The organism is Streptomyces sp. NPDC051561 (assembly GCF_044454195.1).
Taxonomy (GTDB): Bacteria; Actinomycetota; Actinomycetes; order Streptomycetales; family Streptomycetaceae; genus Streptomyces.
The window spans coordinates 117484-144168 of the sequence record NZ_JBITDM010000011.1 but is presented as its reverse complement, the minus strand read 5'-3'; the positions used below and the strand labels follow the sequence as shown (position 1 = coordinate 144168).

Sequence of the window (26685 nt, the reverse complement as noted above, 5' to 3'; positions counted from 1 at the left end):
ATGACCCACCTCCCGGGGGGCCCTCCCCCCTCCCCCTCCCACCCACCCCTCCCCACCCCGGCCCCCACCCCACCCCCCACCCCGGCGCCCACCCCCACCCCCGGGGCTCACCCCACCCCCCTCCGCGTGGCCGTCATCGGCGGCGGCCCCGGCGGTCTCTACGCCGCAGCTCTCCTCAAGCGCCTCGACCCGCGTCGTGAGGTCACCGTCTGGGAGCGCGGCGCCCCCGAGGACACCTTCGGCTTCGGGGTCGTCCTCTCCGACGAGACCCTCGGCGGGATCGAGCACGCCGACCCCGAGGTGTACCGGGCGCTGACGGCCGAGTTCGTCCGCTGGGACGACATCGACGTCGTGCACCGGGGGCAGCACCTCACCTCAGGAGGCCACGGATTCTCCGCTCTGGGCCGGCGCAGGCTCCTTGAGATCCTGCACGCCCGGTGCCGTTCCCTCGGCGTCACCCTGCACGTCCGCACGGAGTCCCCGACCGCCGCCGAACTGGCCGGCTCCCACGACCTGGTGATCGCCGCCGACGGAGTGCACAGCCTCACGCGGCAGGCCCACGCCGATGTCTTCCGTCCCCGCGTCACCTCCCATCGCTGTCGCTACATCTGGCTGGCCGCCGACTTCGCCTTCGACGCCTTCCGCTTCGAGATCGCCGAGACCGAGCACGGAGTGATGCAACTCCACGGCTATCCCTATGCGAAGGACGCGACCACCGGTGAGGGCTCCTCCACCGTCATCGTCGAAATGCGCGAAGAGGTCTGGCGGGCCGCCGGCCTGGACACCTGTGACGAGACCGAGTCCACCGAACGCTGCGCGAAGATCTTCGCCGACGCTCTCGGCGGCCGCTCCCTCAAGGGCAACAACTCCTCCTGGATCGCCTTCCGCACCGTCGTCAACGACCGCTGGTCGCACGGCAATACGGTCCTGCTGGGCGACGCCGCCCACACCGCCCACTTCTCCATCGGCTCCGGCACCAAGCTCGCCGTCGAGGACGCCCTCGCCCTGGCCGCCTGCATCGAGGAGCAACCCGACCTGGCCACCGCACTGGCCGCCTACGAGAGCGAACGCCGCCCGGTCGTGGAGTCCACCCAGCGTGCCGCCGCCGCCAGCCTCCGCTGGTTCGAGGACCTGGCCGGCTATCTCGACCAGCCACCCCGCCAGTTCGCCTTCAACCTCCTCACCCGCAGCCGCCGTGTCACCCACGACAACCTCCGGCTGCGCGACAGTGCCTTCACCGAATCCGTGGAGCGGGACTTCGGCTGTCCCCCGCCCGGCACACCCCCGATGTTCACTCCCTTCCAGCTGCGCGGACTCACTCTGCGCAACCGCGTCGTCGTCTCACCCATGGACATGTACTCCGCCGAGGACGGTGTCCCCGGTGACTTCCACCTCGTCCACCTCGGTGCCCGCGCCCTGGGCGGCGCCGGCCTGGTCATGACCGAGATGGTCTGCGTCAGCGCCGAGGGCCGCATCACCCCCGGCTGCGCCGGCCTCTACACCCCCGAACAGGCCACCTCCTGGCGGCGGATCACCGACTTCGTCCACCGGCAGTCCCCGGGCACCGCCATCGGGGTCCAGCTCGGCCACTCCGGCCGAAAGGGCTCCACCAAGCTGATGTGGGACGGCATCGACCAACCGCTCGACGACGCCAACTGGCCCCTCGTAGCCCCCTCCCCACTGCCCTACCGGGAGGGCGTCAACCAGATCCCCACCCAGCTGGACCGCTCCGGGCTCATCGACATCCGAGAACAGTTCGCCGCCTCCGCCTGGCGTGCCGCCCGCTGCGGCTTCGACCTCCTCGAACTTCACTGCGCCCACGGCTACCTGCTCTCCGGGTTCCTCTCCCCTCTCACCAACCAGCGCACCGACTCCTACGGCGGAACCCTCGCCCGCCGCCTCCGCTTCCCTCTCGAAGTCTTCGATGCCGTCCGGGGCATCTGGCCCGACGACAAGCCCATGACCGTCCGTATCTCCGCCACCGACTGGGCCGAGGGCGGCACCACGGAGGAGGAGGCCGTCGAGATCGCCCGAGCCTTCGTCGCTCACGGCGCCGACGCCATCGACGTCTCCACCGGCCAGGTCGTCTCCGAAGAGGCTCCCGAATTCGGCAGGTCCTACCAGACCCCGTACGCCGACCGGATCCGCAACGCCCTCGGCGTCCCCGTCATCACGGTGGGGGCCATCTCCTCATGGGACGACGCCAACTCCCTCCTCCTCGCCGGACGGGCCGACCTGTGCGCCCTGGCCCGCCCCCACCTCTACGACCCCCACTGGACCCTGCACGCCGCCGCCGAACAGAACTACTCCGGCCCCGGTGCGCCCTGGCCCCTCCCGTACCGGGCCGGCAGCCGCCGGCCTCCGACCGGCCGCACCGACGGTCCCAAGCCCCGCCTCAGCCTCCGTCCTTCATGACGTGGTGATCACCACCCGGTCGGTGAGCGGCCGGTACCCGATCCGCTGGTAGAGCGCGTTGCTGGTCGGGTTGGCCAGGTCGGTGAAGAGGAGGACCTCCGGGACTCCGGCCGCCCTGGCCGCCGCGCTCACCGCTGCCGTCACCGCGGCCGCGTACCCCCGGCCCCGGAGTCCCGGCGGCGTATAGACGGGGGCCACCCGCACCGAGCCCGCCACCGCGCGGCTGACTCCGGCCATCGACACCGGCACCCCCGCGGTGTCCAGCCACAGGGTCAGCCCGCCATGCGCTATTCGATCGTCCACCGCGGCCCCGACCCGCGTGGCCGGCAGGCCGGTGTCCCGGCCGAAGGCGTCGAACCACTCGATCAGCAGGTCCCGGTCGGTGACGGTCGCCGTACGGGCGCGCCCCGGTGGTGCGGGTTCCGGGGGTATCAACTCGCCCAATCGGTAAAGGCGTTGCTCCATCCCCGTCCGGGACGAAGGCCACTCGGCAGCCAGTGCCTCGGCCGCACCCCGGTCGGCATTGACCGCCGTCACTCCGTACTTCTCGCAGGCCCGGGCCAGCGGGGCGAGCGCCTCCGCCGGGACGGTTCCCAGCAGTAGTGGATGCGGCGGCGTCCACATCGCCGCCCCCTGCACAGCGCCGTCGGTCCCGCGCCACCAGCCGAACAGCGGCGCATGGTCACCGAAGGTGCGAAGGCCCCGTCTGTGGAGCGTCGCGGTGACGGTGAGCAGTTGTGTGTTCTCCGCGGGACGGGCGGCCACCGTCGACTCGGCCGCGTCCCGATACGTATCGAGGTCCTCGCTGAATGTCCAGGTCATGCCTCATCATGCGCAGGCCGCAGGAATCCGGGTGCGCGGTTTTCCACAGGGGCGGCCTATGGTCGTACAAATGCCGCTCCGGCGTCCCGGAGCCTGGCGTGCAACTCCGCGAAGACCTCTGCGGAACGGCCACCCGGCCATTCCTTGGGCAGCAGTTCGGGCGGCAGACCCGGGTCCGCATACGGCAGGTGCCGCCACGAATCCAACGCCAGCAGATAGTCCCGATAGGCCCGCTCGGCCAATTCGGGCCCAGGAGTATCCCGCTCGGCCAACTCCGGCCCTGGGCCATCCCCCTCGGCCAACTCCGGCCCAGGAGCATCCCCCACCCCCCTCCCCTCCCAATACCCCAGCACCCGCTCGTGCCGCCCCAGGAACTCCTCGTGCAACCGGGCGAGCCCTGTGAGGTCCCACCACCGCCCCACCGCCTCGGCGGTCGCCGCGAACCCCAGATGATCGCCCCTGAACAGGTCCACGTACCGCGCCAGTTGAAGCCGCTCCAAGGTGTGCCGAGTCTCCTCGTACAGACCCCCGGGGGCGATCCACACCCCCGGCGCCGCCGTCCCGAACCCCAGCCCGGCCAGCCGCGAACGCAGCACATGGCGCTTGGCCCGCTCCGCCTCCGGCACGGAGAACACCGCCAGCACCCAGCCGTCCGACAGCCGCGGTTCCCGGCGCGCATAGATACGGCGGTCGCCGTCGTCCAGCAGTTGACGGGCATCGTCCGACAGCGCGTACCCGGCCGCGCCCCCCGCGGTCCGCGCGGACACCAGCAGCCCGCGCCGCTTCAGCCGGGACACGGCGGAGCGCACCGACGGCGCGTCCACGCCGACCGCGGCGAGCAGCCGGATCAGCGAGGCGATCGGCATCGGCTCGCCGTCCGCCTCGCGTCCGTCGGGGCCGTACTCGCCGCGCCCGTAGGCGCCGTACAGGGTGATGATCAAAGAGCGGGGAGTGTGCAGGTCAGCCACGTGATCACTGTACGGTCCCGGATTCTCCGGGGCCTTCCCGCCCGGGGGATTCCTGCTGGGCGCCGCGCAGCCTGAAGCGTTGCAGTTTGCCCGTGGGAGTACGCGGCAGCGCATCCAGGAAGACGATCTCGCGCGGGCACTTGTACGGCACCAGTTCCGTCTTCACGAACGCCCGCAGCAGCTCCGCCGTCGCCTCGGTCCGGGCAACACCGGCACGAACCACCACATAGGCCCCGACCACCTGCCCCCGTACCGGGTCCTCGCGGCCCACGACCGCCGCCTCCAGGACATCCGGATGCCGCAGCAGGGCGTCCTCGACCTCGGGGCCCGCGATGTTGTAACCGGCGGAGATGATCATGTCGTCGGCGCGTGCCACATAACGGAAGTACCCCTCGGTGTCGCGCACATAGGTGTCCCCGGTGAGGTTCCAGCCGCCCCGCACATACATCTGCTGGCGCGGATCGGAGAGATAGCGGCAGCCCACCGGGCCCCGCACCGCCAGCAATCCCGGCTCACCGTCCGGCACTTCGCGCCCCGCCGGGTCCATTACGCACGCCTGCCAGCCGGGAACAGGGCGCCCGGTCGAGCCGGGCCGGATCTCGTCGTCGGCCGCCGAGATGAAGATGTGCAGCAGTTCGGTGGCGCCGATGCCGTTGATGACGCGCACTCCGGTGCGCTCGTACCAGGCCTGCCAGGTCGCGGCGGGCAGGTTCTCGCCCGCCGACACACAGCGGCGCAACGCGCTCAGGTCGTACGCCGTCGGCGTGGCCAGCTCGTCCAGCATCAGCCGGTAGGCGGTCGGCGCGGTGAACAGCACGGTCACCCGGTGCTCGGCGAGTGCGGGCAGCAACTGCTGGGGGCCGGACTGTTCGAGCAGCAGGGCGGAGGCTCCCACCCGCATCGGGAAGATCACCAGGCCGCCGAGGCCGAAGGTGAATCCCAGCGGCGGGCTGCCCGTGAACACATCGTCCGGTTCGGGGCGCAGTACGTGCTTGGAGAAGGTGTCGGCGATCGCCAGGACGTCGCGGTGGAAGTGCATGCACGCCTTGGGGTGGCCGGTGGTCCCCGAGGTGAAAGCGATCAGCGCGACGTCGTCGGACGCCGTGGCCACCGCCTCGTACAGCGTCGGTTTGATCGCCGCCTGCCGCACCAGGTCGTCGGGCGCGTCCCCGCCGAACGACGCGATCCGCAGCCCCGGCACCTCCGCCTTCACCAGGTCGTCGACCGTGCGCACGTCGCACAGGGCGTGGCTCACCCGTGCGATGTCGCAGAGGGTGGCCAGCTCGGCCGGACGATGCTGCGCCAGGACGGTCACCGCTACCCCGCCCGCCTTCAGCACGGCCAGCCAGCAGGCCACCATCCAGGGGGTGGTGGGGCCGCGCAGCAGCACCCGGTTGCCGGGGACGACGCCCAGGTCGCCGGTGAGGACATGGGCGATCTGGTCGGTGTGGTCGCGCAGTTCGCCGTACGACCAGACCTCGCCGGAGAGGGTACGCAGGACGGGCCGGTCGGCGCGGAACTCCTCCAGGGTGCGGTCCAGCAGCTCCACGGCACAGTTGAGGCGGGCCGGATAGCGCAGTTCCGGCAGTTCGAAGACGAGCTCGGGCCACTGTTCGGCGGGCGGCAGATGGTCGCGCGGGAAGGTATCGGTGTGGGCCGAGGGGTGCAGCTCCATGGCCATGACGGGTTGGCCCCCTTGCAGCGAGCAGTCCGGGTTACGGCTGACGACTCTGGCGGGTGGGTGATCCGGCCGTGCGGCAGCGCTGCTGCACCGGCGACTCCGTGCTCGGGGCTGCCGTGCTCAGGACCTCCGCGTGCAAGGCCGCTGTGCACATGCTTCAGTGCTGATGCCCACGAGCGTATCGTGATGGTGACGACAGTCAACGGTCCGCGATAACACGCGAGATGAGAGGGGCCACCGATGCCCGGATTCGCGCTGGAGCCGGAACAACTGGCGTGGTGCGAGGAGCTGCGCACGCTGGCCCGGGAGCGGTTGCGCCCGCTGGCGGAGAAGGGGGAGGCGGGGCAGCTCAACCGGCCGCTCATCGCCGAACTCGGTGAACTCGGGCTGCTTGAGCGGCTGTTCTCCTCGGGTGCGCTCGACCTGTGCCTGATGCGTGAGTCCCTTGCCCACGGCTGTACGGAGGCGGAGACGGCCCTCGCCCTCCAGGGGCTCGGCGCGTCGCCCGTCGCACGTGCGGGCAGCGACGAGCAGCGGGCGCGCTGGCTGCCCGGTGTACGGGCCGGGCGTGTCGTCGCCGCCTTCGCGCTCAGCGAGCAGGCCGCCGGGTCGGACGCGGCCGCCCTCACCCTGAAGGCCGAACCGGCCTCGGGCACCCCGGCGGGAACGGGCGGCTGCGCGGGCGGCTGGCGGCTCAGCGGTGAGAAGTGCTGGATCTCCAACGCCCCGTACGCCGACTTCTACAGCGTCTTCGCCCGTACGACGCCGGGCGCCGGCGCGCGCGGCATCACCGCGTTCCTGGTTCCCGCCGACCGGCCCGGTCTGACCGGCGCCGCGCTCGACATGCTTTCCCCGCATCCCCTCGGCAGCCTCACCTTCGACGGTGTGCGGGTCACCGAGGCCGATGTGATCGGCGCACCGGACAAGGGGTTCCGGGTCGCCATGGACACCCTCAACCTCTTCCGGCCGAGCGTGGGCGCGTTCGCGGTCGGCATGGCCCAGGCCGCGCTGGACGCGACGCTCGATCACACCGCGTCCCGGACCGCTTTCGGCGGACCGCTGAAGGACCTCCAGTCGGTGGCACACCAGGTCGCCGAGATGGCCACCCGTACGGAGGCGGCCCGGCTGCTCGTCTACGCGGCGGCGTCCGCGTACGACAGGAACGAACCGCACGTGCCCAGAAGTTCCGCGATGGCGAAGCTCTTCGCCACCGAGTGCGCGCAGTTCGTGGTGGACGCGGCCGTACAGCTGCACGGGGCCCGAGCCCTCCAGCGCGGACACCTCCTCGAACATCTCTACCGGGAGGTGCGTGCCCCGCGCATCTACGAAGGCGCGACCGAGGTCCAGCGCACGATCATCGCCAAGGAGCTGTACGTAGCCGATCGCCCCCGGCCGAAGCCGTAGAGCCGCCTCGCAAGCAGCCCCTCCGCGCCGATGGGCCCACCCCCTCATCGACCTTCCACCAGGAGACCCGAGCCGATGCCCCTTCAGCGTCACAACCCCGCCGAACTCTCCCCGCCCACCGGCTTCTCGCACGCCGTCAGCGTCGCCGCCACCGGCTCCCGCCTGGTCTTCCTGGCCGGACAGACCGCCCTCGACGGCGCCGGGAAGATCGTCGGGGAGACCCTGCCCGAGCAGTTCGAGACCGCCCTCACCAATCTGCTGGCCGCCCTCGCCGACACCGGCGGCACCCCGGACGCCCTCGCCCGAGTGACCGTCTACGCCACCGACGTCGCCGACTACCGCGAGCGCGCCGCTGAACTCGGCCGTATCTGGCGCCGGTTGGCAGGCAGTGAGTACCCGGCGATGGCGGTGATCGGGGCGGTCCGGCTCTGGGACGAGCAGGCACTCGTGGAGCTGGACGGTATCGCCGTGCTCTGAGCGGTGGTTGGGGCACGAGGTGCGCCAAGATCCCTTGGCAGGCCATGTGTTGTGTGACATATTACTGCCGTGCTCACGAGACGCCTCTTTGACGTGGTCGTGGTCGGTGCCGGTGTGGTCGGCGCCGCCTGCGCCTTCTACGCCGCCCGGGCCGGACTCTCCGTCGCCGTGGTCGACCGCGGACCGGTCGCGGGCGGCACCACCGGCGCCGGCGAGGGAAACCTCCTGGTCTCCGACAAGGAACCCGGCCCCGAACTCGACCTCGCGCTGCTCTCCACGGGCCTCTGGCGCGCACTCGCCGAGGAATTCCCGCAGTCCATCGAGTACGAGGCCAAGGGCGGACTCGTCGTAGCGGCCCGGGAAGCGGGGCTCACCGCCCTCCGCGCCTTCGCCGCCACGCAGAGCGCGGCAGGTGTGACCTGTGAGCAGGTCGACCGCCTCGCGGACCTCGAACCCCACCTCGCGCCCGGACTCGCAGGCGGGATCCACTACCCCCAGGACGCCCAGGTCCAGCCCGCCCTGGCCGCCGCCCACCTCTTGAAGGCCTCGGGAGCGGAGCTGTTCCTGGGTGAGGAAGTGAGGGGAGTGCTGCGCGGTGCCGAGGGTGCGATACGCGGGGTGCGCACCCCGCGCGGAGACATCCCGGCCGGAGCGGTCGTCAACGCCGCCGGGACCTGGGGCGGCCACCTCGCCGAGCTGGCCGGAGTCACCCTTCCCGTACTGCCCAGGCGCGGATTCGTGCTGGTCACCGAGCCACTGCCCCGGGTGGTGCGACGCAAGGTGTACGCCGCCGACTATGTGGCCGATGTGGCCAGTGGGTCGGCGGCGCTCCAGACCTCGGCGGTGGTGGAGGGCACGGCCGCCGGACCGGTGCTGATCGGGGCGAGCCGGGAGCGAGTGGGCTTCGACCGGTCGTTGTCGGTGGAGGTACTGGGGCGGCTGGCGCAGCAGGCGGGGGAACTGTTCCCGGTGTTGCGGGAGGTGCGTGTGATGCGGACGTATCACGGCTTCCGGCCGTACCTCCCGGACCATCTCCCGGCGATCGGGCCGGACGCCCGGGCGCCGGGGCTCTGGCACGCGTGCGGGCACGAGGGGGCGGGGGTCGGCCTGGCACCGGCGACGGGCGCGTTGATCGCGGCGGGCCTGGTGGGGGAGCGGGGCTCGGGTCCGGGCAGGGCCTTGGCCTCGGTCGAGCTGGAGCCGTTCCGTCCGGATCGGTTCGGGGCGGGGGCCGGGGCGGAGTGAGAGGCGCAGAAGGTGAATCGGCCATGTCGAAGGAGAGGGCGGGTCGGCCATGTCAGACAGGAGTGTGTCCGTGTTCCGTGCGCGTCGTGGGCTTCGTACCCCACTGGGGCTGGCCCAGGCCGACCCGGATGCCCCGTTCGAGATCACCCTGGACGGGAAGGTGATCCCGGCGCTGCCCGGACAGAGCGTCGCCGCCGTGCTCTGGTCGGCCGGAGTGCTGTCCTGGCGGACCACCCGGCGCGAAGGCCGGCCGCGCGGCGCGTTCTGCGGGATCGGATCCTGCTTCGATTGCCTTGCCACCATCAACTCGCTTCCCAATCAGCGCACGTGCCTGGTTCCCGCCGAGCCCAGGGACGCTGTGACCACACAGGAAGGGAATGGCCGCGATGACCTTGCCGTCTGAGCGGGCCCAGGGTCAGGGGCAGCGCGGGGATCAGCCGCAGTCGCACGGCGCCACGTACGACCTCGCCATCGTCGGCGCGGGCCCCGCCGGACTCGCCGCCGCCGTCACCGCCGCCGAACTCGGGCTGCACGTAGCCCTGGTGGACTCCGCCGCCCGGGCCGGCGGCCAGTTCTACCGACACCCCGCCCCCGGCCTGCGCGCCCGCCGCCCCGAGGCCCTGCATCACGCATGGTCCGCCTACACCGGGCGCACCGCACGACTGGACGTACAACTCGCCGCCGGACGCGTCCGCCACCTGGCCGAGCACCATGCGTGGGCCATCACCGGGGAGGCGGGGGAGTGGGCCGTGCAGGCGGTGCGGGGACCGGACGGGGCAGGTGCGGGCGTGGCGGTCCGGGCACGCAAGGTGCTGCTCGCCACCGGGGCGTACGAACGTCAACTCCCCTTTCCCGGCTGGACCGTGCCAGGTGTGGTCGGCGCGGGCGGAGCCCAGGCCATGCTCAAGGCGGGGCTGGTCCTGCCCGGGCAGCGTGTCGTCGTCGCCGGGAGCGGCCCGCTGCTGCTCGCGGTCGCGGGTTCGCTGGCCGCCGCCGGAGCCACGGTGCCGGTCGTCGTCGAGGCGAGCGGTTACGCCGGCTACGCCCGCAGCCCGGGCGCGCTCGCGGCGAACCCGGGCAAGCTTGCCGAGGGCGCCGTGCATGCCGCCGCGCTGGTCCGGCACGGCATCCGCATACGCACCCGCAGCGCGGTCACCGAAGTCCACGGCAAAGACAGAGTGGAGGCGGTGACGGTACGTCGGCTCGCGCGTGACTGGAGCCCGTTGCCGGTGCCCGGAGTGCGGATCCCCTGCGACGCACTCGCCGTGGGCCACGGGCTGGTCCCGCAGATCGAGCTGGCGACCGGCCTCGGCTGCGCCACCCGGCGCACCCCGGACGGCAACCACGCCCTCGTCGTCGACCGGAGGCAGCGCACCACCGTCCCCGGAATCTGGGCGGCAGGCGAGACCGCGGGAACCGGCGGCTCCGAACTTGCCTTCACCGAGGGCGAACTGGCCGCCCGCGACATCGCCGGTAACGGTACGGGGCCCCGCCCCCTCGGCCGCCGACGCGACCGCCTGCGCCACTTCGCCGACACCATGGCCGCCGCACACGCCCCCGGACCCGGCTGGGCAGACTGGCTGCGGCCCGACACCGACGTCTGCCGGTGCGAGGAGGTCACCGCCGGGCAGATCCGCGAAGCCGTCGACGAACTCGGCGCCCGCGACGCCCGCACGGTCAAACTCCTCACCCGCGCCGGAATGGGCTGGTGCCAGGGCCGCATGTGCGGCCCGGCGGTCTCCCGGCTCGCACAAGGCGACGGGAGGAGCGACAGTGCCCCTGACCGCCGTCCCCTCGCCTGCCCGCTCACCCTCGGCGAGCTCGCTCAACTCGGGGAAGCCTCGTCCGATGGAGAAGCCTCGCCACCCGGAGAAGCCTCGCCACTCAGCGCATCCGCCCGGCCCGGCGAATCCGGCGGCCTTCCCGCGCATCCCGACGCGTGCTCCAGGCGCCCCGAACCCACCGACACCTGACGACAGTTGCCACCTCCGCGCCCTTGTCCGGCACGTACGCCCCTCAATAAAATGTCACACATCACCCCAGGGAGCTCCTGCATGAACGCCACGCCCGCATCCGCAACCGGCTCCACCACGCCCGCCCCCCGCACCCACCCCTGGCGCGGCATCATGGTCGCCACCACCCTTCCCTTCCGGGACGACCTCACCGTCGACTTCGACACCTACGCCGCCCAGGTGGCCCGACTCCTCGAAGCGGGCTGCGACGGGGTGGTGCCCAACGGATCCCTCGGCGAGTACCAGACCCTCACCGACGACGAGCGCGCCCAGGTCGTCCGCACCGCCGTCGAGGTCGCAGGCGGCGACCGCGTCATGCCCGGAGTGGCCGCCTACGGCAGTGCCGAGTCACGCCGCTGGGCCGAGCAGGCGGCGGAGTCGGGCGCCGGCTCCGTACTGCTGCTGCCTCCCAACGCCTTCCGCGCGGAGGCGAGTTCGGTGCTCGCGCACTACGCCGAGGTCGCCTCCGTCGGCGTCCCCGTCGTCGCCTACAACAACCCCTTCGACACCAAGGTCGACCTGACCCCCGAGTTGCTCGCCGCTCTCCACTCCGACGGCAGTATCGTCGCCGTCAAGGAGTTCAGCGGTGACGTCCGCAGGGCGTACGAGATAGCCGAACTCGCCCCGGAGCTGGACCTGTTGATCGGTGCGGACGACGTCCTCCTGGAGCTCGCCCTCGCCGGAGCCGTCGGCTGGATCGCCGGATACCCCAACGCGCTCCCGTCCTCCTCCGTCGCCCTCTACCGCGCCGCCATCAACGGAGACCTCGCCACCGCGCTGCCCCTCTACCGCACCCTTCACCCTCTTCTGCGCTGGGACTCCAAGACCGAGTTCGTGCAGGCCATCAAGCTCTCCATGGACCTCGCGGGCGAGCGTGGCGGCCCCACCCGGCCGCCCCGCTTCCCGCTGCCCACCGCAGAAGCGGCCGCTGTCCGCGCCACCACCGAGAAGCTCATCGCCGACGGACACCACTGACCGGCGACACCCCAACACCGCCCCCAGGAGACCCCGTTGCGCACTCGCCACGTCTTCCACGCCGTCGACTCCCACACCGAGGGCATGCCCACCCGCGTCATCACCGGCGGCGTGGGCACCATCCCCGGCGCGACCATGGCCGAACGCCGCCTGTACTTCGCCGAACACCGCGACGCCGTCCGCAACCTCCTCATGAACGAGCCGCGCGGCCACGCCTCCATGAGCGGCGCCATCCTCCAGCCGCCGACCCGCCCGGACGCCGACTACGGCGTCCTCTTCATCGAGGTCTCCGGCTACCTTCCCATGTGCGGCCACGGCACCATCGGCGTCGCCACCGTCCTCGTCGAGACGGGCATGGTCGAGGTCCGGGAGCCCGTTACCACGGTCCGGCTCGACACCCCCGCGGGACTCGTCTCCGTCGACGTGCGGGTGCAGGACGGAGCGGCCACCGCCGTCACCCTCACCAACGTCCCCGCCTTCAGCGTCGCCCTCGACCGCAAGATCGAGGTACCCGAACTGGGCACACTGACATACGACGTGGCGTACGGCGGGAACTTCTACGCCTTCGTCCCGCTGGAATCCGTCGGCCCCGAAGGCCTCCCCTTCGACCGGGCCCGCAAGGACGACATCCTCGCCGCCGGACTCGCCCTCATGGAAGCGGTCAACGCCGACCCGGCGCACCGCCCCGTCCACCCCGAGGACGACCGCATCGGCGGCCTCAAGCACGTCTACTTCGCGGCCCCCGGCTCGGACGCCGTCCGCTCCCGGCACGCGATGGCCATCCACCCCGGCTGGTTCGACCGTTCCCCCTGCGGCACCGGCACCTCCGCCCGGATGGCGCAGCTGCACGCCCGTGGCGAACTGCCGCTGGACCGCGACTTCGTCAACGAGTCCTTCATCGGAACGGAGTTCACAGGGCGGCTCATCGACACCACGGATGTCGGCGGCATGCCAGCAGTCGTCCCCGCCGTCACCGGCCGCGCCTGGATCACCGGCACCGCCCAGTACTTCCTCGACCCCACCGACCCCTTTCCAGCAGGGTTCGTCCTGTGACCGGCAGCCCCCTCGCCGCGACTGCCCGAGTCGTCTCCCGCAACCCCGCCGACCCGGTCGACATCGTCGCGAATGTGCCAAACACCGGAACGTGGGCGACAGTTGAGGCCGCCGACAATGCCCGTGACGCGCAGCGTGCCTGGTACGCGGCCGGTGCGTCGGCCCGCTCGGCCGCCCTCACCGACGCCGCCCGGGCGGTCGAGCAGGCGGACACCGAGCTGGCCGAGCTGGCGGTACGGGAGGTGGGCAAGCCTCTCACCGAGGCGCGCGCCGAGGTCTCCCGTACCGTCGCTATCCTCCGCTACTACTCCCAACTCCCCTACGACGCAACGGGATCGGTCCACGAGCCTGCGGCCGGGCCCGGGCTGCTCCTCACCCGCCGCAGGCCGCACGGTGTCGCCGGACTGGTCACTCCATGGAATTTCCCCTACGCCATCCCTGTCTGGAAGGCAGCTCCGGCACTCGCCGCCGGAAACACCGTCGTGCTCAAGCCCGCGCCGGAGGCGACGGCATGCGCACTGCGCCTCACCGAACTGCTCCAACAGGCCCTGCCGACACGGGTTTTCACCCTCGTGCCCGGGGGCGCACCGGAGGGGCACGCCCTGGTCACCGCTGCGGACGTGGTGTCGTTCACCGGGTCCACCGCCGCCGGTGGTGCCGTCGTCCGCGCCGCCACCGCACGCGGCATCCCCGTCCAGGCCGAGGCCGGCGGGCTCAACGCGGCCCTCGTACTGCCCGACGCCGACCCCGTCGGCGCTGCCGCCCACATCGCCTCCGCCATCGCCGGGTACGCGGGCCAGAAGTGCACTGCCACCAGCCGGGTCATCGCGGTCGGCGGCGCACTGGGCCCGTTGCGCGAAGCGCTCGCCGAGGCACTGCGCGCGATCCCCGCTGCCGATCCCACCCAACTCGACACCGTATGCGGCCCTTTGATCTCCGAACGGGCGCGCGAGAGAGTGCTGGCCGCCTCCCGTGACGTACCTCTGCTGGCAGGCGGAAAGCAGTCCGACGGGCCCGGCTGGTATGCCGGGCCCACCCTCGTCGAGCAGGTTCCGTCCGGGCATCCACTGCTGCGCGAAGAGGTCTTCGGGCCGGTCGCGGTGCTGCTGCACGCACGGGATCTCGATACGGCGATCCGGATGACCAACTCGGTGCCGTACGGCCTCGTCACCTCGGTGCACACCGGAAACCTTGACGCGGCACTGCGGGGACTCGACGGCCTCGACACGGGCATGATCCGAATCAACGCCCCCTCCACAGGAGTTGACTTCCACCTTCCGTTCGGCGGAACCAAGTCGTCCAGTCACGGCCCGCGCGAACAGGGCCGCACCGCGCTGGACTTCTACACCACGACGCGCACCTACGCCCTTCACCAGGCAGCCATCGGCGCAACGTGACATTGTACGCTGGCAGTCCGCAGCAACACGGAGGACCGCCATGGGCGAACTCAAGCAGCAACGCCATCTGATCACCGCACAGGAGCGGCTCCGCGACCAGGTCGCCAACGCCCTGCGCGCGGCGCTCATCGCGGGTGAACTCCGCCCCGGGTCCGTGTACTCGGCGCCGGGGCTGGCCGCCGATTTCGGTGTCTCCGCCACCCCCGTGCGCGAAGCGATGCTCGACCTGGCCAGGGAAGGCCTGGTCGAGCCGGTACGGAACAAGGGATTTAGGATCACTGAGGTCAGCGAGCGCGACCTGGACCAGTACGCGGAGATCCGCGCACTCATCGAGGTACCGATCATCGGCCGGGTCGCCAGGACGGCGAGCCGCGAACAGCTGGAAGCACTGCGTCCGGTCGCCGAGGAGATCGTCGCGGCGGCCCGCGAGCACGACCTCATCGGCTACCTGGAGGCAGACCGCCGCTTCCATCTGACGCTGCTGGGGCTGACTGGCAACGACCGCCTGGTGGAGACGGTCGGTGACCTGCGGAAACGATCTCGGCTCTATGGGCTGACCATGCTGGACGAGCGTAATGAGCTGCTGCCGTCGGCTGAGGAGCACCTGGAGCTGCTCGATCTGATGCTGGCCGGTGACGCGGCGGGCGCGGAGGCCTGCATGGCCCGCCATCTGGAGCACGTACGGTCGTTGTGGGCACAGGCCCGGGACGAACCGGTGGAGCCGAGTCGGCCGGCTGCGCGGAAGCTGGGCGTTCGCTAGCTGTACTGGCCGGGGACGTTAGTCAATCGTGTGAACGGCGGCTGACTGCCACACGCGGTGTGGGGACGGTGATGGTTGTACTGGTGGAGCCAGCCGGAGAGTGCGTCTCGTCGTTCTTGCTCGCCGGTGTAGCAGCGGGCGTAGGCCCAGCCGTCGGCCATGGTGCGGTGGAAGCGCTCGACCTTTCCGTTGGTCTGCGGACGGTAAGGGCGTGTGAACTTCGGCGTGATCGACAGCGCGTCGCACGTGTCCCGCCACAGGTTTGACCGATAGGCACCTCCGTTGTCCGAGAGCACCCTCTCGATGGTGACGCCGCGCGCGGCGAACCACTCCACCGCGCTGTGCAGCACGCTGACTGCGGTCATGGACGTCTCGTCATCGTGGACCTCGGTGTATGCGACGCGAGAGTGGTCATCGATGACGGTGTGCACAAATGCGTGTCCGAGCTTCGGGCCGCCGTAGGCGTTGCGTGACTTGCCAGGAGTCGCGGAGCGGTGTTTTTCGCCTTGGCGGCGACCGACGTAGCGCCAGCCGCCGCCGTCGGGGATGTTCCCGAGCTTCTTCACGTCCACGTGCACCAGCGATCCCGGATGGTCGTGCTCATACCGGCGGACGGGCTCGCCGGACGCGCGGTCGACGTAGGCGAGTCGGTTCAGGCGGGCCGATCGCAGGATTCGGTGCACTGTCGACGGGGCGATGTTGAGTCTTCCCGCAGACGTAGTCGTAGGCTGACGCACCTTTTCGTCACGGTCTTGGGTGTCTTGGCCGGCGAGCTCCGCGGTCGTGAGGATCGGTCCTGCATGGACTCGCCTGCGAGGTAGCGGTCGAGCCAGCGCTTCACGGTCGGCCAGGACACCTGGAATCGGGCCGCGACTTCGCTGAAGGGCCAGCCGTCGTCAGCGACGAGTCGAGCGACTTTCAGACGGTGGCGCGGTGTGAGGGCCGCGTTCGTACGGGACATTTCTGAGCTCCTGGACAGGCTGAAGGGCCGGCCATGGTGTGTGGCCGGCCCTTCAGCTTGGAGACATGTGGGTAGGGATTGTGCGGCTCAGTCGACTGGGGAGACTCGGATGAGGTTGCCGTCGGGGTCTGTGATCACGAACGTGCGGCCGAAGACAGCATCGTGCGGCTCCTGCACGACGTGGACTCCCTTCGAGGTCCAACTCGTGAAGATCTCGTCGATCGCTTCCGGTGGCCCCGGCACCATGAGTCCGATCTCGGTCGTACGAGGGGTGCTCGGGACCGCGTGCTCGCTGTAGCCCGTCCACAGCGCGAACAGGACACCGGGGGCAGCTTCGAAAGCTACGTAGTGGGGACTGGTGAAGGTCGGTTCGATCTCGAACAGGTCACTGTAGAAGGCGGTGGCGGCCTCGGCGTCGCGGACGCCGATCAGGAACAGGTTCGGTGTGGGCATGGAGCGCTCCTCAAATCGCTGGTTACTCGGTACCGCACCCAGTGGATTGCCCCATCGCGACAGAACCTGTCATCTTTTCTGAGAACATGGGTCAGCATGAAGGCCTCAAGGCTCTTGCATCTCCTGTTGCTCCTGCAGACCCGCCAGCGGTTCACCACGACGGAGCTCGCCGCGCGTCTTGAGGTGTCCCGGCGTACTGTGCTGCGGGATGTCGAGGCGCTCTCGACAGCGGGTGTGCCCGTCTACGCCGAACGCGGGCGTAACGGCGGGATCGTCCTGCTTCCCGGCGCACGGCTCAACGCATCCCATCTGGAACCGCCAGAACTGGAGGCCCTCTCCGTAGCTGGCTTGGACAGCGCACAACGTGAGCGAATGGGCCTGTCTGCGGTGTGGGAGTCGGCGGAGCGCAAGATCGCCGCTCGCCAGGCTGCAGCACCTGAGTCGCCGAGCCCGCTGCGGCTGGCGGACCTGGTGCTTGTCGACAGTGCCGCGTGGTTTGCTGCCCCCGAGGCAGCGGTCGATGTATCGGATCTGGCCTCGGCCCTGAGACACCGTCGACGCCTTCGAATCCAGTACCGGCGCAGCGCCGAGAGCCAGGCCTCGACACGGGTGGTTGACCCGTACGGGATCGTGGCGAAATCAGGTCGCTGGTATCTCGTCGCCGATGACCAGGGGGTCAGCCGGCTGCTCGCTCTGGAACGACTTTCGGCCTTCGAACAACTCGACGCGCCAGCCGTACTCCAACCAGACGAAAGCCTCCGCACCAGATGGGCCGCGTTGAAGAAACGCACCGAGGGGCAAGATCGTGTGAGCGTGACCATCCGCCTGCCGGAAAATGGCCTCGATCTGGCGCGACGCATCCTCGGCACCCGCATCCACCATGTCTCCGACCCGGAAAACGCCTCGCGCGTCGTCATCGTGCGCTACCCCGAGATCGAGTCGGTGCGTCAGCTCCTCCAGTTCGGCGACCACATCGAGGTGCTCGCCCCAGAGGCGGCCCGCGCACGCATCAGTCAGCTCGCCAGGGACCTGGCTGACAGACACTCAACCCCCGGAGCCTGATTGCCGATCAGAACCCCTGCTCTCAATCAACGTCTCCGGTCAGTACATCTAGAGAGGACCAGTTTGTCGTACCAGGATGGGGTTCGTCCGAGCGGTGTGCCGTGGGCGGTGCGTGGGATGCGTGCGAGGCGTGCGGTGCGCGTGGGTAGTGCCGAGCAGGGGAGGACCCTCCCATGGAATGGACCCTCGAAATCGTCAGCGTGCCTGTGAGTGATGTGGACCGGGCCAAGGAGTTCTACGCGGACAAGTGCGGGTTCAAGGTCGATGTGGACATGCAGGTGGCGGAGGGGGTGCGGGTGGTGCAGTTGACTCCGCCGGGGTCGCGGTGCTCGATCGTCCTCACTCAGGGGGCGGCGCCGCCGGCGGAGCTGATGCCGGAGGCGGCGCCGGGGTCGCTGCACGGGGGCCAGTTGTGTGTGATCGATGTGGAGGCGGCTCGGGAGGAGCTGGTGGGGCGTGGGGTGGGAGTGAGCCCGGTGATGCATCTGGGGGAGAAGGGGTGGGAGGAGGGCAAGGGGGAGGTGTGGAACTCCTGGGTGTTCTTCAGGGATCCGGATGGGAATTCTTGGACGATTCAGGAGGCGCCGACGGGGTTGGGCGAGAGGTAGGAATTTGTGGGGGTACGTCGCCGGGGGTGGGCCGGGGCGGGAGGGGCGGACGGCCCCGCCGCCCAGGCGGGCTGACGGGGCGGGAGAGGACTATTCCAGCAAGGTTCCCATCCAGTCTTCTACGGCGGTGGCCTGGCGGGGGAGGGCACGGGACATCAGGTGGGCGCCGTCTGCGGTGATGACCAGGTCGTCCTCGATCCGGACTCCGATGCCGCGGAACTCACGGGGGAGGGTTTCGTCGTCCGGCTGGAGGTAGAGGCCGGGCTCGACGGTCAGGACCTGGCCCTCCTCCAGGACGCCGTCCAGGTACTGGTCGGCCCGCGCCTGGGCGCAGTCGTGGACGTCCAGGCCCAGCATGTGGCCCGAACTGCACAGGGAGTACCGCCGGTGCAGCCCGCTGTCCGGCCGCAGGGACTCCTCCGCGGACACCGGGAGGACGCCCCACTCGGCGAGTCCCTCCGCCAGCACCCGTGAGCACTCCCGGTGGAAGTCGCGGAAGCTCGCACCCGGCTTGAGGGTCGCGATGCCCGCGTCCTGGGCGGTCAGCACCAGGTCGTACACCTGCCGTTGGACGGATGAGAAGCGTCCGGAGAGCGGCAGTGTCCGGGTGATGTCGGCGGCGTATAGGCTGTCGGTCTCCACCCCCGCGTCCAGCAGCAGCAGTTGGGACGGATCGAGTGCGCCGTCGTTGCGTATCCAGTGCAGGACGCAGGCGTGCGCGCCGGACGCGGCGATCGTGTCGTACGCGGTGCCATTGCCCTCCGCGCGGGCCCGCAGATCGAAGACGCCCTCGATCCAGCGTTCGCCGCGCCGATGGCGCAGGGCCGCCGGCAGTGACCGTACGACGTCCTCGAAGCCGGACACCGTGTGGTCCACCGCGAGCTGGAGCTGCCCGACCTCCCAGGCATCCTTGACCAGGCGCAACTCGCTCAGAGCGGCCGCCAGTTCAGCATCCCGGGAGGCGTCCCTGGCCCCCGCCGAGGGCTTGAACCCGTCCAGGTGCGCACACCGGATGCCCGTCAGCCGCTGGGCCTCGTCCAGGTCGGGACGCCGCCCCACCCAGAACTCCCCGTACCTGCGGTCCCGGTAGAACTCGCCGCGCCCCTCGGTGCGCGGCGACCGCGGACGCACGTGGAGGACCGCGTCTCCGTCCGGCTCGATCACCAGCAGATGACCCGGCTGGTCCTCGGTCGTCAGGCCGGTCAGCCAGGCGTACGCGCTGTGCGGCCGGAAGCGGTGGTCACAGTCGTTGGTGCGGACCTTCAACTCACCTGCTGGAATCAGGAGTTGCTGCCCGGGGAAGCGGGCGGCGAGGCGCGCCCTGCGGCCCGCGAAGTGGTCGAAGCCGGGAACTCTTTCGCCGGACGGGGCGGGGGTGGGTGCCCAGTGGTCGCTCATGTAGGCGTCGAGTGCGGGTGAAACCGGCAAATCATGGCTGACGGTCCGTAGTTGAGGGCCGGTGCCGGTGCTGGAGGGGTGCGAGGTCACGTTTTCGCCTCCGAGGGCAGGAGAGTTGTCTGAGGGCTTGTCAGTGCAATTTCACATTACTATGTTACGGGTCACACCTCGGGCCCGGGAGTCGACGAATCCGTCCTCCCCGGCCCACTCAACTCCCCACACAGATCCGGAGATCCAGGTGTCTCACCCGCGCATGTCACGCAGGATCCTGCTGGCCGCAACCCTCTCCGCCACCTTGGCGCTGCCGCTCGTCCAGACCTCCGCCCAGGCCGCGCCGCTGCCCCCCACACCGGCCCCCGCCGCCGCTGCCCTCCCGCAGCCCAAGGCCCCCGCCCCCAACCCCTTCGACGAGGTGCGACGCCTCGCCAAGGCGCCGCAGCCCGCCAGCCAGGCGGCCCCGGCGCCACGCTCCCTGACCGCCCAGGGCCGCATACCCGGCACCCAGACCAAGACGGTCAAGGGCACCGGGACCAACCCGGCCAAGGGTGCGCAGAGATCCGTCGGCCCCAGAGCCGCCGTCGCCCCATGCACCCTCGACGGCATCACCGGCCTGAGCCCCGCCCGGTTCGCCGACTTCCTCGCCGACCCGGCCGTCACCGCCGACGGCTGTCTGCGCGACCTCATCTGGACCTGGGACGCCCGCCTGATTCCCGTGATGTCGGACGCCCACGTCCAAGCCGTCTCCCAGCGGGCCCAATCCCTCGCCGCAGCCCACGACGGCCGCAACACCAGCCACCTCCTGGAGATTTTCACCTACCTCCACGCGGTCGCCTACCACGACTTCTCGCGCGACGAGATCGACATCACCGACGCCCCCACCGTCGACGCGATGCGCCGCGCGATCGCCGCCTTCGGTACCGCTGCCCGTACCTTCGACGTCACCAAGGCCAACGCGGAAACCCTCCGCGAAGCCCTCATCGCGGCCAGCTCCCCGGGCCTGCGCCAGCACCAACTAGCCCTGGTCAAAAAGGTGTTGGCCACCATGGATCCGTCCCACACGGCCACCCACAAGGACCGCGACTGGGCCGGCGCCGCCTTCTCCGCGCTCACCCTCAACTACCTCGGCGTCTACTCCGGCAACCAGGACACCGCGTTCCGCGCCGCCGTCAGCAGCGACGCCTCGTACCGCGCCACCTTCAAGGCCTTCGCCGGCTACACCCACCTCAAGGGCACCGAGAACGAGTGGGTGGTGCGCGACGCACTCGGCGAGTACGGCAGGTTCGGCGAGATCCCCGCACTCAAGGACGGCGTCGTCGCCGACCTCGGCACCCTGCTGACCACGGCCAAGCAGAACTTCGGCGAAGGCAGCCAGCCCTGGGCGAAGGTCGCCACCTGGCTCAACTACTTCGGCGCCTGCAAGCAGTACGGGGTCTGCAAGGAGGACATCGAGAAGCGGATCTTCCCCTACACGTACTCCTACGACAACGGCGCCATCAAGGTCCGCACCGGCCTCGACCGTGCCACCGTCGACCAGCTCTACTATGCGTCCAAGCAGGTCAAGGCCCAGTTCCACCGGGTGATCGGCACCACCGAGCCGCTCGCCGGCGACACCAACACCACCCTCAACATCGTCCTGTACGGCTCGCGCGCCGACTACGAGACGTACCACCCGCTGCTCACCGGCATGGACACCAACAACGGCGGCATCTACATCGAGCGCGGCGCCACCTTCTACACCTACCAGCGCCGCGTCCCGCAGGACTCCTCGCTCACCCTCGAAGAGCTCTTCCGCCACGAGTACGTCCACTACCTCAACGGACGCTTTGCCGTGCACGGTTCGTTCGGCGAAGGTCCCTGGTACCAGGGCGACCGTACGACCGCCATGGACGAAGGGACGGGCGAGTTCTTCGACGGCGCGACCCGGGACGACGGGATCGCCGTACGCCAGTCGCTGGTCGAGGACATCATCCAGGACACCTCGGGCGGCGGACCGCGCATGACGGTCAATCAGTTGCTGCACGCCACCTACGACGGCGACGGCTTCCGGTTCTACTCGTACGCCGGAACCTTCTTCGAGTACCTCTGGCGCGACCACCCGGGCAAGCTCCAGGAGATGTACCGCCATCTACGGTCCAACGACCCCGCCGCGTTTGACGGTTGGCGCAACCAGCAGGGCTCCGACACCAACCTCCAGCGCGGTTACGACGCCTTCCTCGACCAGCAGATCGCCATCGTCGACGACCTCTTCGTGCCCAACACCCAGTACACGCCCAACGGTTCACTGAAGTACACGGCCGTGGCCGACGTGAGGAGCGCCTTCAGGAGCGCCACCTCCATCGACCCGGCCTGCAAGGACGACGGCGGCAAGGAGATGGGGCGGTTCATCTGCACCGGCCGCATCACCGCGAACATCTCCAACCCCAACGACCCGAGCACCGTGTTCAAGGAGATGTCGGAGACGGTCGACTACTTCATCCTCGACCGGTCCAAGCCAGCGGCGAACAACCTCGCCGACATGAACTGCTCCTTCGGCAAGGTCGCACTCTGGTCCTCGGGTCAGGCGGGCAGTGCGGACTACGTCTGTGAGGGGCCGCTGAAGCGCTAGGCCTCAACCGTCCGAGTGCACCGGAGGGGCGGAAATCAACTCCCCGCCCCTCCGGATCACTTGACCTCGCGGCTACGTCACTTTCCCTTGTCCGCCACATCGCCGAAGGTCAGCCCGGTTCCCGCCAGATCGGCCCGGATCCCCTCAGGCTCCACCTTGACCTCCCGCAGCCGCAGCTCGCCGGGAGTCTTCGGGAGCCGGAAGGACATCGACAGCTTCTCGGAGAGCTCCGGCGGACGCATCGCCAGGAGGGAGGCGATCATCTTCGGGTCGATGCCCACCTTCTCCAGCAGCCACGGGTGGTCGATCACCACATCCACCAGATTGAGCTGCATCAACTGCTTCACGAACTTCGGCGACCCGGTCAGCCGGTGCAGCTCCTCCTCGCTGCTGAGCGCCTTGCGCACCCAGTTCTCCGGGATTCCGAGGCGGTCCACGACGGCGGGAACCGCCAGCAGTTCCTTGACCCGGGCCGCCTCCTTCGCCAGCCGCGCCGCGGCCTGCGGATGCAGACGCAGACCGGAAGTCGCCCGGTCCTTGCCCGGCCGGTATGTCACCAGCCCCGGCAGATCCACCCGCATGTGATCAATGGTGGTGGACACCGCCTGGTCGCCGTCGCGCCGGATGTGCGCCTCCGCGCCGATCAGCACCTTGGTACCGGCGATCGGCAGCTCGCCGCTCACCTTGATCCGGTCGTGCCCGTCCTTCCTGAACTTGGCCTGGGACGAGCCGAGTTCACGGTTGAGATCGTCGAAAGAGAGCAGTACATCGCCCTCCACGCTGCCGATGACCGCACCCTGGATGGAGGTGGGGAGATCGCCGACGATGCTGATGTCACGGGCCGTCGCCCGCACCTCGGCGATGGACACCCGGTCCGCGGCGACATCGGGCACCGCGACATCCACCCGGTCCAGGCGCTTGTCGAAGACCTGGGTGAGGAACGGGAAGCCATGGATGTCGACCTCGGGGGCGGTCGCCAGCTTCATCGACTTCTTCAGCTGGTCCTCGGCCCTGTCCTGCGCGTACAGCAGCGCGAACCGGTCGGCCATCAGCAGGAACGCCAGGCAGACCACGACGGCCACCAGCACTTTGAAGACCACCGGTACGGCTTTCAGGCGGCTGCGTCCCCGGTGGTTGGGGGGCTGCCACTCGTCGTCCTCCTCGTCCTGTTCCGACCGCAGACGCAGGCCCAGCAGCCCCTCGTCGGGCTGGTAGGCGGCGTAGTCGGGCTCGGGTGGGGCGAGGCTGGCGAGCTCTTCGTAAGGGTTGTTCGGCTTGCTCCGAGCGGGGGGAGCAGAGGGGGCGAGCGGATCGTGGGGGGACGTGGGACGAGGGTTTATGCGTGTGGGGGGTCGCATCGACTCATCCCACCATGTGAACCACCCTCGAACGCAAGCTCGGTGACCGTCTCAGCCGCCTTTGATGGCATTTGCGAAAAGGAGCCGCGGCCGTACTGCCGGTTACCGTGGAGCCGTGACCAGCGAAGAAGCCCTCCGCCCGCAGTCGTTGATGCTGACCTTCCTCGGCGACCAGGTCCTCGGCCGGGACGTCTGCGTCTACTCGGGCAGCGTGATCGAACTGTTCCGGCGCGCGGGCGTGGGCGAACAGGCCACCCGCTCCACCCTGACACGGATGGTGGGCCGCGGCCTGCTGCGCCGGCAGCGCGAGGGCCGACGAATGTACTTCGGCCTCACCGGCCACTGCGAAACCATCCTGCGCGACGGTGACCGCCGGATCTGGCACACCGGCGCGGTCAACCGGGACTGGGACGGCACCTGGACCCTGCTCGGCTTCTCGCTCCCCGAGGCGTGGCAGCGCCAGCGCCACGACCTGCGCTCGCGACTGGTCTGGAACGGCTTCGGACCCCTCTTCAGCGGCCTGTGGATCGCGCCCGGCGAGGTCGATGTGGCCGCGCTGGTCGCCGAGCTCGGCCTGTCCGCCCATGTGAAGGTCTTCCGGGCGCACGCCGACGCGGGGACCGACATCGGTGCGATGATCGAGGAGGCCTGGCAGCTGTCCGAACTCACCGCACGCTACGAGGAGTTCGTACGCCGCTGGCAGCCGGTCGGGCAGCACGGACCCGACGTGGGGTACGACGCACTGGTGCTGCGGCTGCGGATGTCCACCGAATGGCTGCGGCTGGTCCGCAGTGACCCGAGGCTCCCGCTGAAACACCTGCCGGACCACTGGCCGGCCGAGCGGGCCGAGCGGACGTACCGCAGTGTGCACGCCCAACTCGACACGGCAGCAGGGGAGTCGGCGGCCCAGCTGCTCGACCTGGTGCCGGTGCGTCCCGACCCCGGGCCCGCCTTCGATCAGGCCTCCGCCCCTGGCCCCGGCCCCGAACCCGCCCCCGTGGCGGATCAGACGTAGAAGCGGGACACGCTCTCCAGCACGCACGCGGGCTTCGCGCCGCCCTCGATCTCGATCGCGCCACCGACGGTGATCTGCACTCCGCCCTTGATGTCCGCCACCTCGGTCAGCTTCGCGACCAGCCGCAGCCGCGACCCGGCCGGAACGGGGGAGGGGAAGCGCACTTTGTTGAGGCCGTAGTTGACCTTCGTCCTGACGCCCTCGACATCGAGCAGCTTGGTGAAGAGCGGTATGAAGAGGGAGAGCGTGAGGTAGCCGTGGGCGATCGGCGCCCCGAACGGTCCGTCCTTGGCGCGCTCCGGGTCCGTGTGGATCCACTGGTGGTCACCGGTGGCATCCGCGAATCCGTTGATCCGCTCCTGCGAGACGGTGATCCACTCGCTAGCGCCGAGGTCGCTCCCTTCGAGCTTCTTGAGTTCACCGAGGTTCTGGACGGTTGTGGTCATGGCTGTGCCTTCCCTCTGACGGGGTTGGTTTTACGATGAGTTGGACGTTCTGTGTGCCGTACAGCGCGCGCACCCGGGGCTTGACGAGCTTTCCCGATGCGGTGCGCGGCAGTTCCTCCGCCACCACCACCGACTTCGGGATCTTGTACTTGGCGAGCCGCCCGTCGAGGGACCCCAGGATCTCCCCGGGCCCGGCCTGTGACCCCTCCCGTACGACGACGACCGCGCGCGGCACCTCGCCCCACTGCGGGTCAAGGACGCCGATCACCGCGCATTCGACGACATCGGGATGGGCGAGCAGGGCATCCTCGACCTCGGCGGGGTAGACGTTCTCGCCACCGGAGATGATCATGTCCTTGAGGCGGTCGACGATGGTGACGAAGCCGTCGGCGTCCACCCTGGCCATGTCCCCGGTGCGGAACCAGCCGTCGTGGAACGCCTCCGCGCTCTCCACGGGCAGCCCCCAGTAGCCGGGCATCACATGCGGTCCGCGCACCTGGATCTCCCCGGTCTCGCCGGTCCTCACGGGCGTGAGATCGGGGCCGACCACGGCGACGTCACTGAAGAAGTGCGGCACCCCTGCCGAGCCGGCCTTCTCGACGGCGTGCTCCGCGTCGAGGAACAGCGTGCCGGGTGCGGCCTCCGTCATCCCGTAACCCTGCTGGAAGTTGAGACCCCGCTCCTGGTACGTCCCGATGAGGCCGGTCGGCACCGGGGCGCCGCCGCAGCTCAGATGGCGCATCGAGGAGAGGTCCGCATCGGCCCAGCGAGGATGGCGGGCCATCCGGTCGTACATGGTGGGTACGCCGAACATGAAGGTGATCCGGTGTTCCGCGATCAGGTCGAAGGTGGCGGCAGGGTCGAAGGACTCGACGATGACGCAGGTGCCGCCCTTGAGGAGCACGGGGAGGGTCAGCATGTTGAGCCCGGCCGTGTGGAACAGGGGAGCGGACACCAGGGCGCGTTCGTCGGATGCCAGGTCCTGGTCGATCAGGACGTTGACCGCGTTCCAGGCGAGGTTGGCGTGGGTGAGCATGGCGCCCTTGGGGCGGCCGGTGGTGCCCGAGGTGTACATGATGATGCAGACGTCGTCGTGGGCGACCGGTTCGTCGATCGGGGCGGACGGGGCCGCGGCGATCGACTCCTCGTACGGTGGGCCGACTTCCAGCAGGTCAGGACGAGGGCCCGGCCGATTGTCAGTGGCGTCGTACAGACTGGACGCGTGGACCAGGAGACGGGCTCCGGAGTCCGCGAGCTGGTAGGCGATCTCGGGCATCGCCAGCCGGGTGTTGAGCGGTACGAAGACGGCGCCGAGGAGACCGGTGGCGAAGAGGGTCTCCAGGAAGGAGGGATGGTTGGGGCCGAGATAGGCGACCCGGTCGCCGCGCCGCACGCCGCTGGCGTGCAGGACGTGGGCGAGGCGGGTGGTGCGGTCGTGGAGATCGGCGTAACTGAACGTCCGCTGCTGGTGGATCAGCGCAGTGCGGTGCGGGGTCTTGCGGGCACGGCGTGCGGGCCAGGAGCCGATTCCCTCGTTGCGCATCGTTGCGTCCCCTTCATTGGGTGAGGC

General features: G+C 70.0%; 22 protein-coding genes and 1 pseudogene. 14 read left to right on the top strand and 9 right to left on the bottom strand.

Features of this window, described 5'->3' with window-relative positions:
• Nucleotides 1-2415, top strand: coding sequence for a bifunctional salicylyl-CoA 5-hydroxylase/oxidoreductase (locus ACIA73_RS24195; RefSeq protein ID WP_399440750.1), 2415 nt, complete (start codon nt 1-3; stop codon nt 2413-2415).
• Here ACIA73_RS24195 and ACIA73_RS24190 read toward each other — a convergent pair.
• From ACIA73_RS24190 to ACIA73_RS24180, 3 genes are read right to left on the bottom strand one after another with little or no spacing between them, the layout of a single operon-like run.
• Nucleotides 2410-3237 (bottom strand): GNAT family N-acetyltransferase, encoded by an 828-nt coding sequence (locus ACIA73_RS24190; RefSeq protein ID WP_399440749.1) that lies wholly within the window; start codon nt 3235-3237, stop codon nt 2410-2412. The genes ACIA73_RS24195 and ACIA73_RS24190 overlap by 6 nt on opposite strands.
• A 56-nt stretch (nt 3238-3293) precedes the next feature.
• On the bottom strand, nt 3294-4205 hold the full coding sequence (locus tag ACIA73_RS24185; protein ID WP_399440748.1) for a PaaX family transcriptional regulator C-terminal domain-containing protein: 912 nt from the start codon (nt 4203-4205) through the stop codon (nt 3294-3296).
• A gap of 4 nt (nt 4206-4209) precedes the next feature.
• Entirely contained in the window at nt 4210-5880 is a 1671-nt protein-coding gene (locus ACIA73_RS24180; RefSeq protein WP_399440852.1) for an AMP-binding protein, read from the bottom strand.
• Between the two features lie 246 nt (nt 5881-6126).
• Between ACIA73_RS24180 and ACIA73_RS24175 the strand changes: the two genes are divergently transcribed.
• The 9 genes from ACIA73_RS24175 to ACIA73_RS24135 all read left to right on the top strand — a co-directional run bounded on the left by ACIA73_RS24175 (nt 6127) and on the right by ACIA73_RS24135 (nt 15209).
• Entirely contained in the window at nt 6127-7290 is a 1164-nt protein-coding gene (locus ACIA73_RS24175; protein ID WP_399440747.1) for an acyl-CoA dehydrogenase family protein, read from the top strand.
• Nucleotides 7291-7365: 75 nt separating this feature from the next.
• On the top strand, nt 7366-7767 hold the full coding sequence (locus ACIA73_RS24170) for a RidA family protein (protein ID WP_399440746.1): 402 nt from the start codon (nt 7366-7368) through the stop codon (nt 7765-7767).
• A gap of 69 nt (nt 7768-7836) precedes the next feature.
• Nucleotides 7837-9012, top strand: a complete 1176-nt coding sequence (locus tag ACIA73_RS24165) for an NAD(P)/FAD-dependent oxidoreductase (RefSeq protein WP_399440745.1) — start codon at nt 7837-7839, stop codon at nt 9010-9012.
• Nucleotides 9013-9082: 70 nt separating this feature from the next.
• Nucleotides 9083-9415: a (2Fe-2S)-binding protein gene (locus ACIA73_RS24160; RefSeq protein ID WP_399440744.1), complete on the top strand. Its 333-nt coding sequence runs from the start codon at nt 9083-9085 to the stop codon at nt 9413-9415.
• Nucleotides 9399-10985, top strand: coding sequence for an NAD(P)/FAD-dependent oxidoreductase (locus ACIA73_RS24155; protein WP_399440743.1), 1587 nt, complete (start codon nt 9399-9401; stop codon nt 10983-10985). Before ACIA73_RS24160 ends, ACIA73_RS24155 begins: the two co-directional genes overlap by 17 nt.
• An 81-nt stretch (nt 10986-11066) precedes the next feature.
• Entirely contained in the window at nt 11067-11999 is a 933-nt protein-coding gene (locus tag ACIA73_RS24150) for a dihydrodipicolinate synthase family protein (protein ID WP_399440742.1), read from the top strand.
• Nucleotides 12000-12035: 36 nt separating this feature from the next.
• Nucleotides 12036-13052 carry a proline racemase family protein gene (locus tag ACIA73_RS24145; RefSeq protein ID WP_399440741.1) on the top strand — a complete coding sequence of 339 codons (1017 nt, stop codon included), beginning with the start codon at nt 12036-12038 and terminating at the stop codon, nt 13050-13052.
• Entirely contained in the window at nt 13049-14449 is a 1401-nt protein-coding gene (locus tag ACIA73_RS24140) for an aldehyde dehydrogenase family protein (protein ID WP_399440740.1), read from the top strand. Before ACIA73_RS24145 ends, ACIA73_RS24140 begins: the two co-directional genes overlap by 4 nt.
• A 40-nt stretch (nt 14450-14489) precedes the next feature.
• A complete protein-coding gene (locus tag ACIA73_RS24135) occupies nt 14490-15209 on the top strand; it encodes a GntR family transcriptional regulator (RefSeq protein ID WP_399440739.1) in 720 nt (239 codons plus the stop codon).
• On the opposite strand, the pseudogene ACIA73_RS24130 reads toward ACIA73_RS24135, so the two are convergent.
• Both ACIA73_RS24130 and ACIA73_RS24125 read right to left on the bottom strand, forming a co-directional pair.
• Nucleotides 15206-16170, bottom strand: a pseudogene (locus ACIA73_RS24130) (IS481 family transposase). The gene ACIA73_RS24135 and the pseudogene ACIA73_RS24130 sit on opposite strands and share 4 nt — an antisense overlap.
• A gap of 87 nt (nt 16171-16257) precedes the next feature.
• Complete coding sequence (locus tag ACIA73_RS24125; protein ID WP_399440738.1) at nt 16258-16623, bottom strand: VOC family protein; 366 nt, start codon at nt 16621-16623, stop codon at nt 16258-16260.
• 96 nt (nt 16624-16719) lie between these two features.
• Between ACIA73_RS24125 and ACIA73_RS24120 the strand changes: the two genes are divergently transcribed.
• Both ACIA73_RS24120 and ACIA73_RS24115 read left to right on the top strand, forming a co-directional pair.
• Entirely contained in the window at nt 16720-17685 is a 966-nt protein-coding gene (locus ACIA73_RS24120) for a helix-turn-helix transcriptional regulator (protein WP_399440737.1), read from the top strand.
• Between the two features lie 173 nt (nt 17686-17858).
• Nucleotides 17859-18293 carry a VOC family protein gene (locus ACIA73_RS24115; protein WP_399440736.1) on the top strand — a complete coding sequence of 145 codons (435 nt, stop codon included), beginning with the start codon at nt 17859-17861 and terminating at the stop codon, nt 18291-18293.
• 90 nt (nt 18294-18383) lie between these two features.
• Here ACIA73_RS24115 and ACIA73_RS24110 read toward each other — a convergent pair whose 3' ends face one another.
• Nucleotides 18384-19781, bottom strand: a complete 1398-nt coding sequence (locus ACIA73_RS24110; RefSeq protein ID WP_399440735.1) for an aminopeptidase P family protein — start codon at nt 19779-19781, stop codon at nt 18384-18386.
• A 163-nt stretch (nt 19782-19944) separates the two neighbouring features.
• Here ACIA73_RS24110 and ACIA73_RS24105 point away from each other — a divergent pair, with 163 nt between their 5' ends.
• Nucleotides 19945-22296 carry a collagenase gene (locus ACIA73_RS24105; RefSeq protein ID WP_399440734.1) on the top strand — a complete coding sequence of 784 codons (2352 nt, stop codon included), beginning with the start codon at nt 19945-19947 and terminating at the stop codon, nt 22294-22296.
• 77 nt (nt 22297-22373) lie between these two features.
• Here the strand turns inward: ACIA73_RS24105 and ACIA73_RS24100 are convergent, their stop codons facing one another.
• Entirely contained in the window at nt 22374-23654 is a 1281-nt protein-coding gene (locus ACIA73_RS24100; protein WP_399440733.1) for a DUF2993 domain-containing protein, read from the bottom strand.
• Between the two features lie 115 nt (nt 23655-23769).
• Between ACIA73_RS24100 and ACIA73_RS24095 the strand changes: the two genes are divergently transcribed.
• A complete protein-coding gene (locus ACIA73_RS24095; protein ID WP_399440732.1) occupies nt 23770-24669 on the top strand; it encodes a PaaX family transcriptional regulator C-terminal domain-containing protein in 900 nt (299 codons plus the stop codon).
• On the opposite strand, the gene ACIA73_RS24090 is transcribed toward ACIA73_RS24095, so the two are convergent.
• Nucleotides 24660-25115: a MaoC family dehydratase gene (locus ACIA73_RS24090; protein WP_399440731.1), complete on the bottom strand. Its 456-nt coding sequence runs from the start codon at nt 25113-25115 to the stop codon at nt 24660-24662. The genes ACIA73_RS24095 and ACIA73_RS24090 overlap by 10 nt on opposite strands.
• A complete protein-coding gene (locus tag ACIA73_RS24085; protein ID WP_399440730.1) occupies nt 25087-26658 on the bottom strand; it encodes a long-chain fatty acid--CoA ligase in 1572 nt (523 codons plus the stop codon). The genes ACIA73_RS24090 and ACIA73_RS24085 overlap by 29 nt, the downstream gene beginning before the upstream one ends.
• Nucleotides 26659-26685 lie beyond the last annotated feature (27 nt).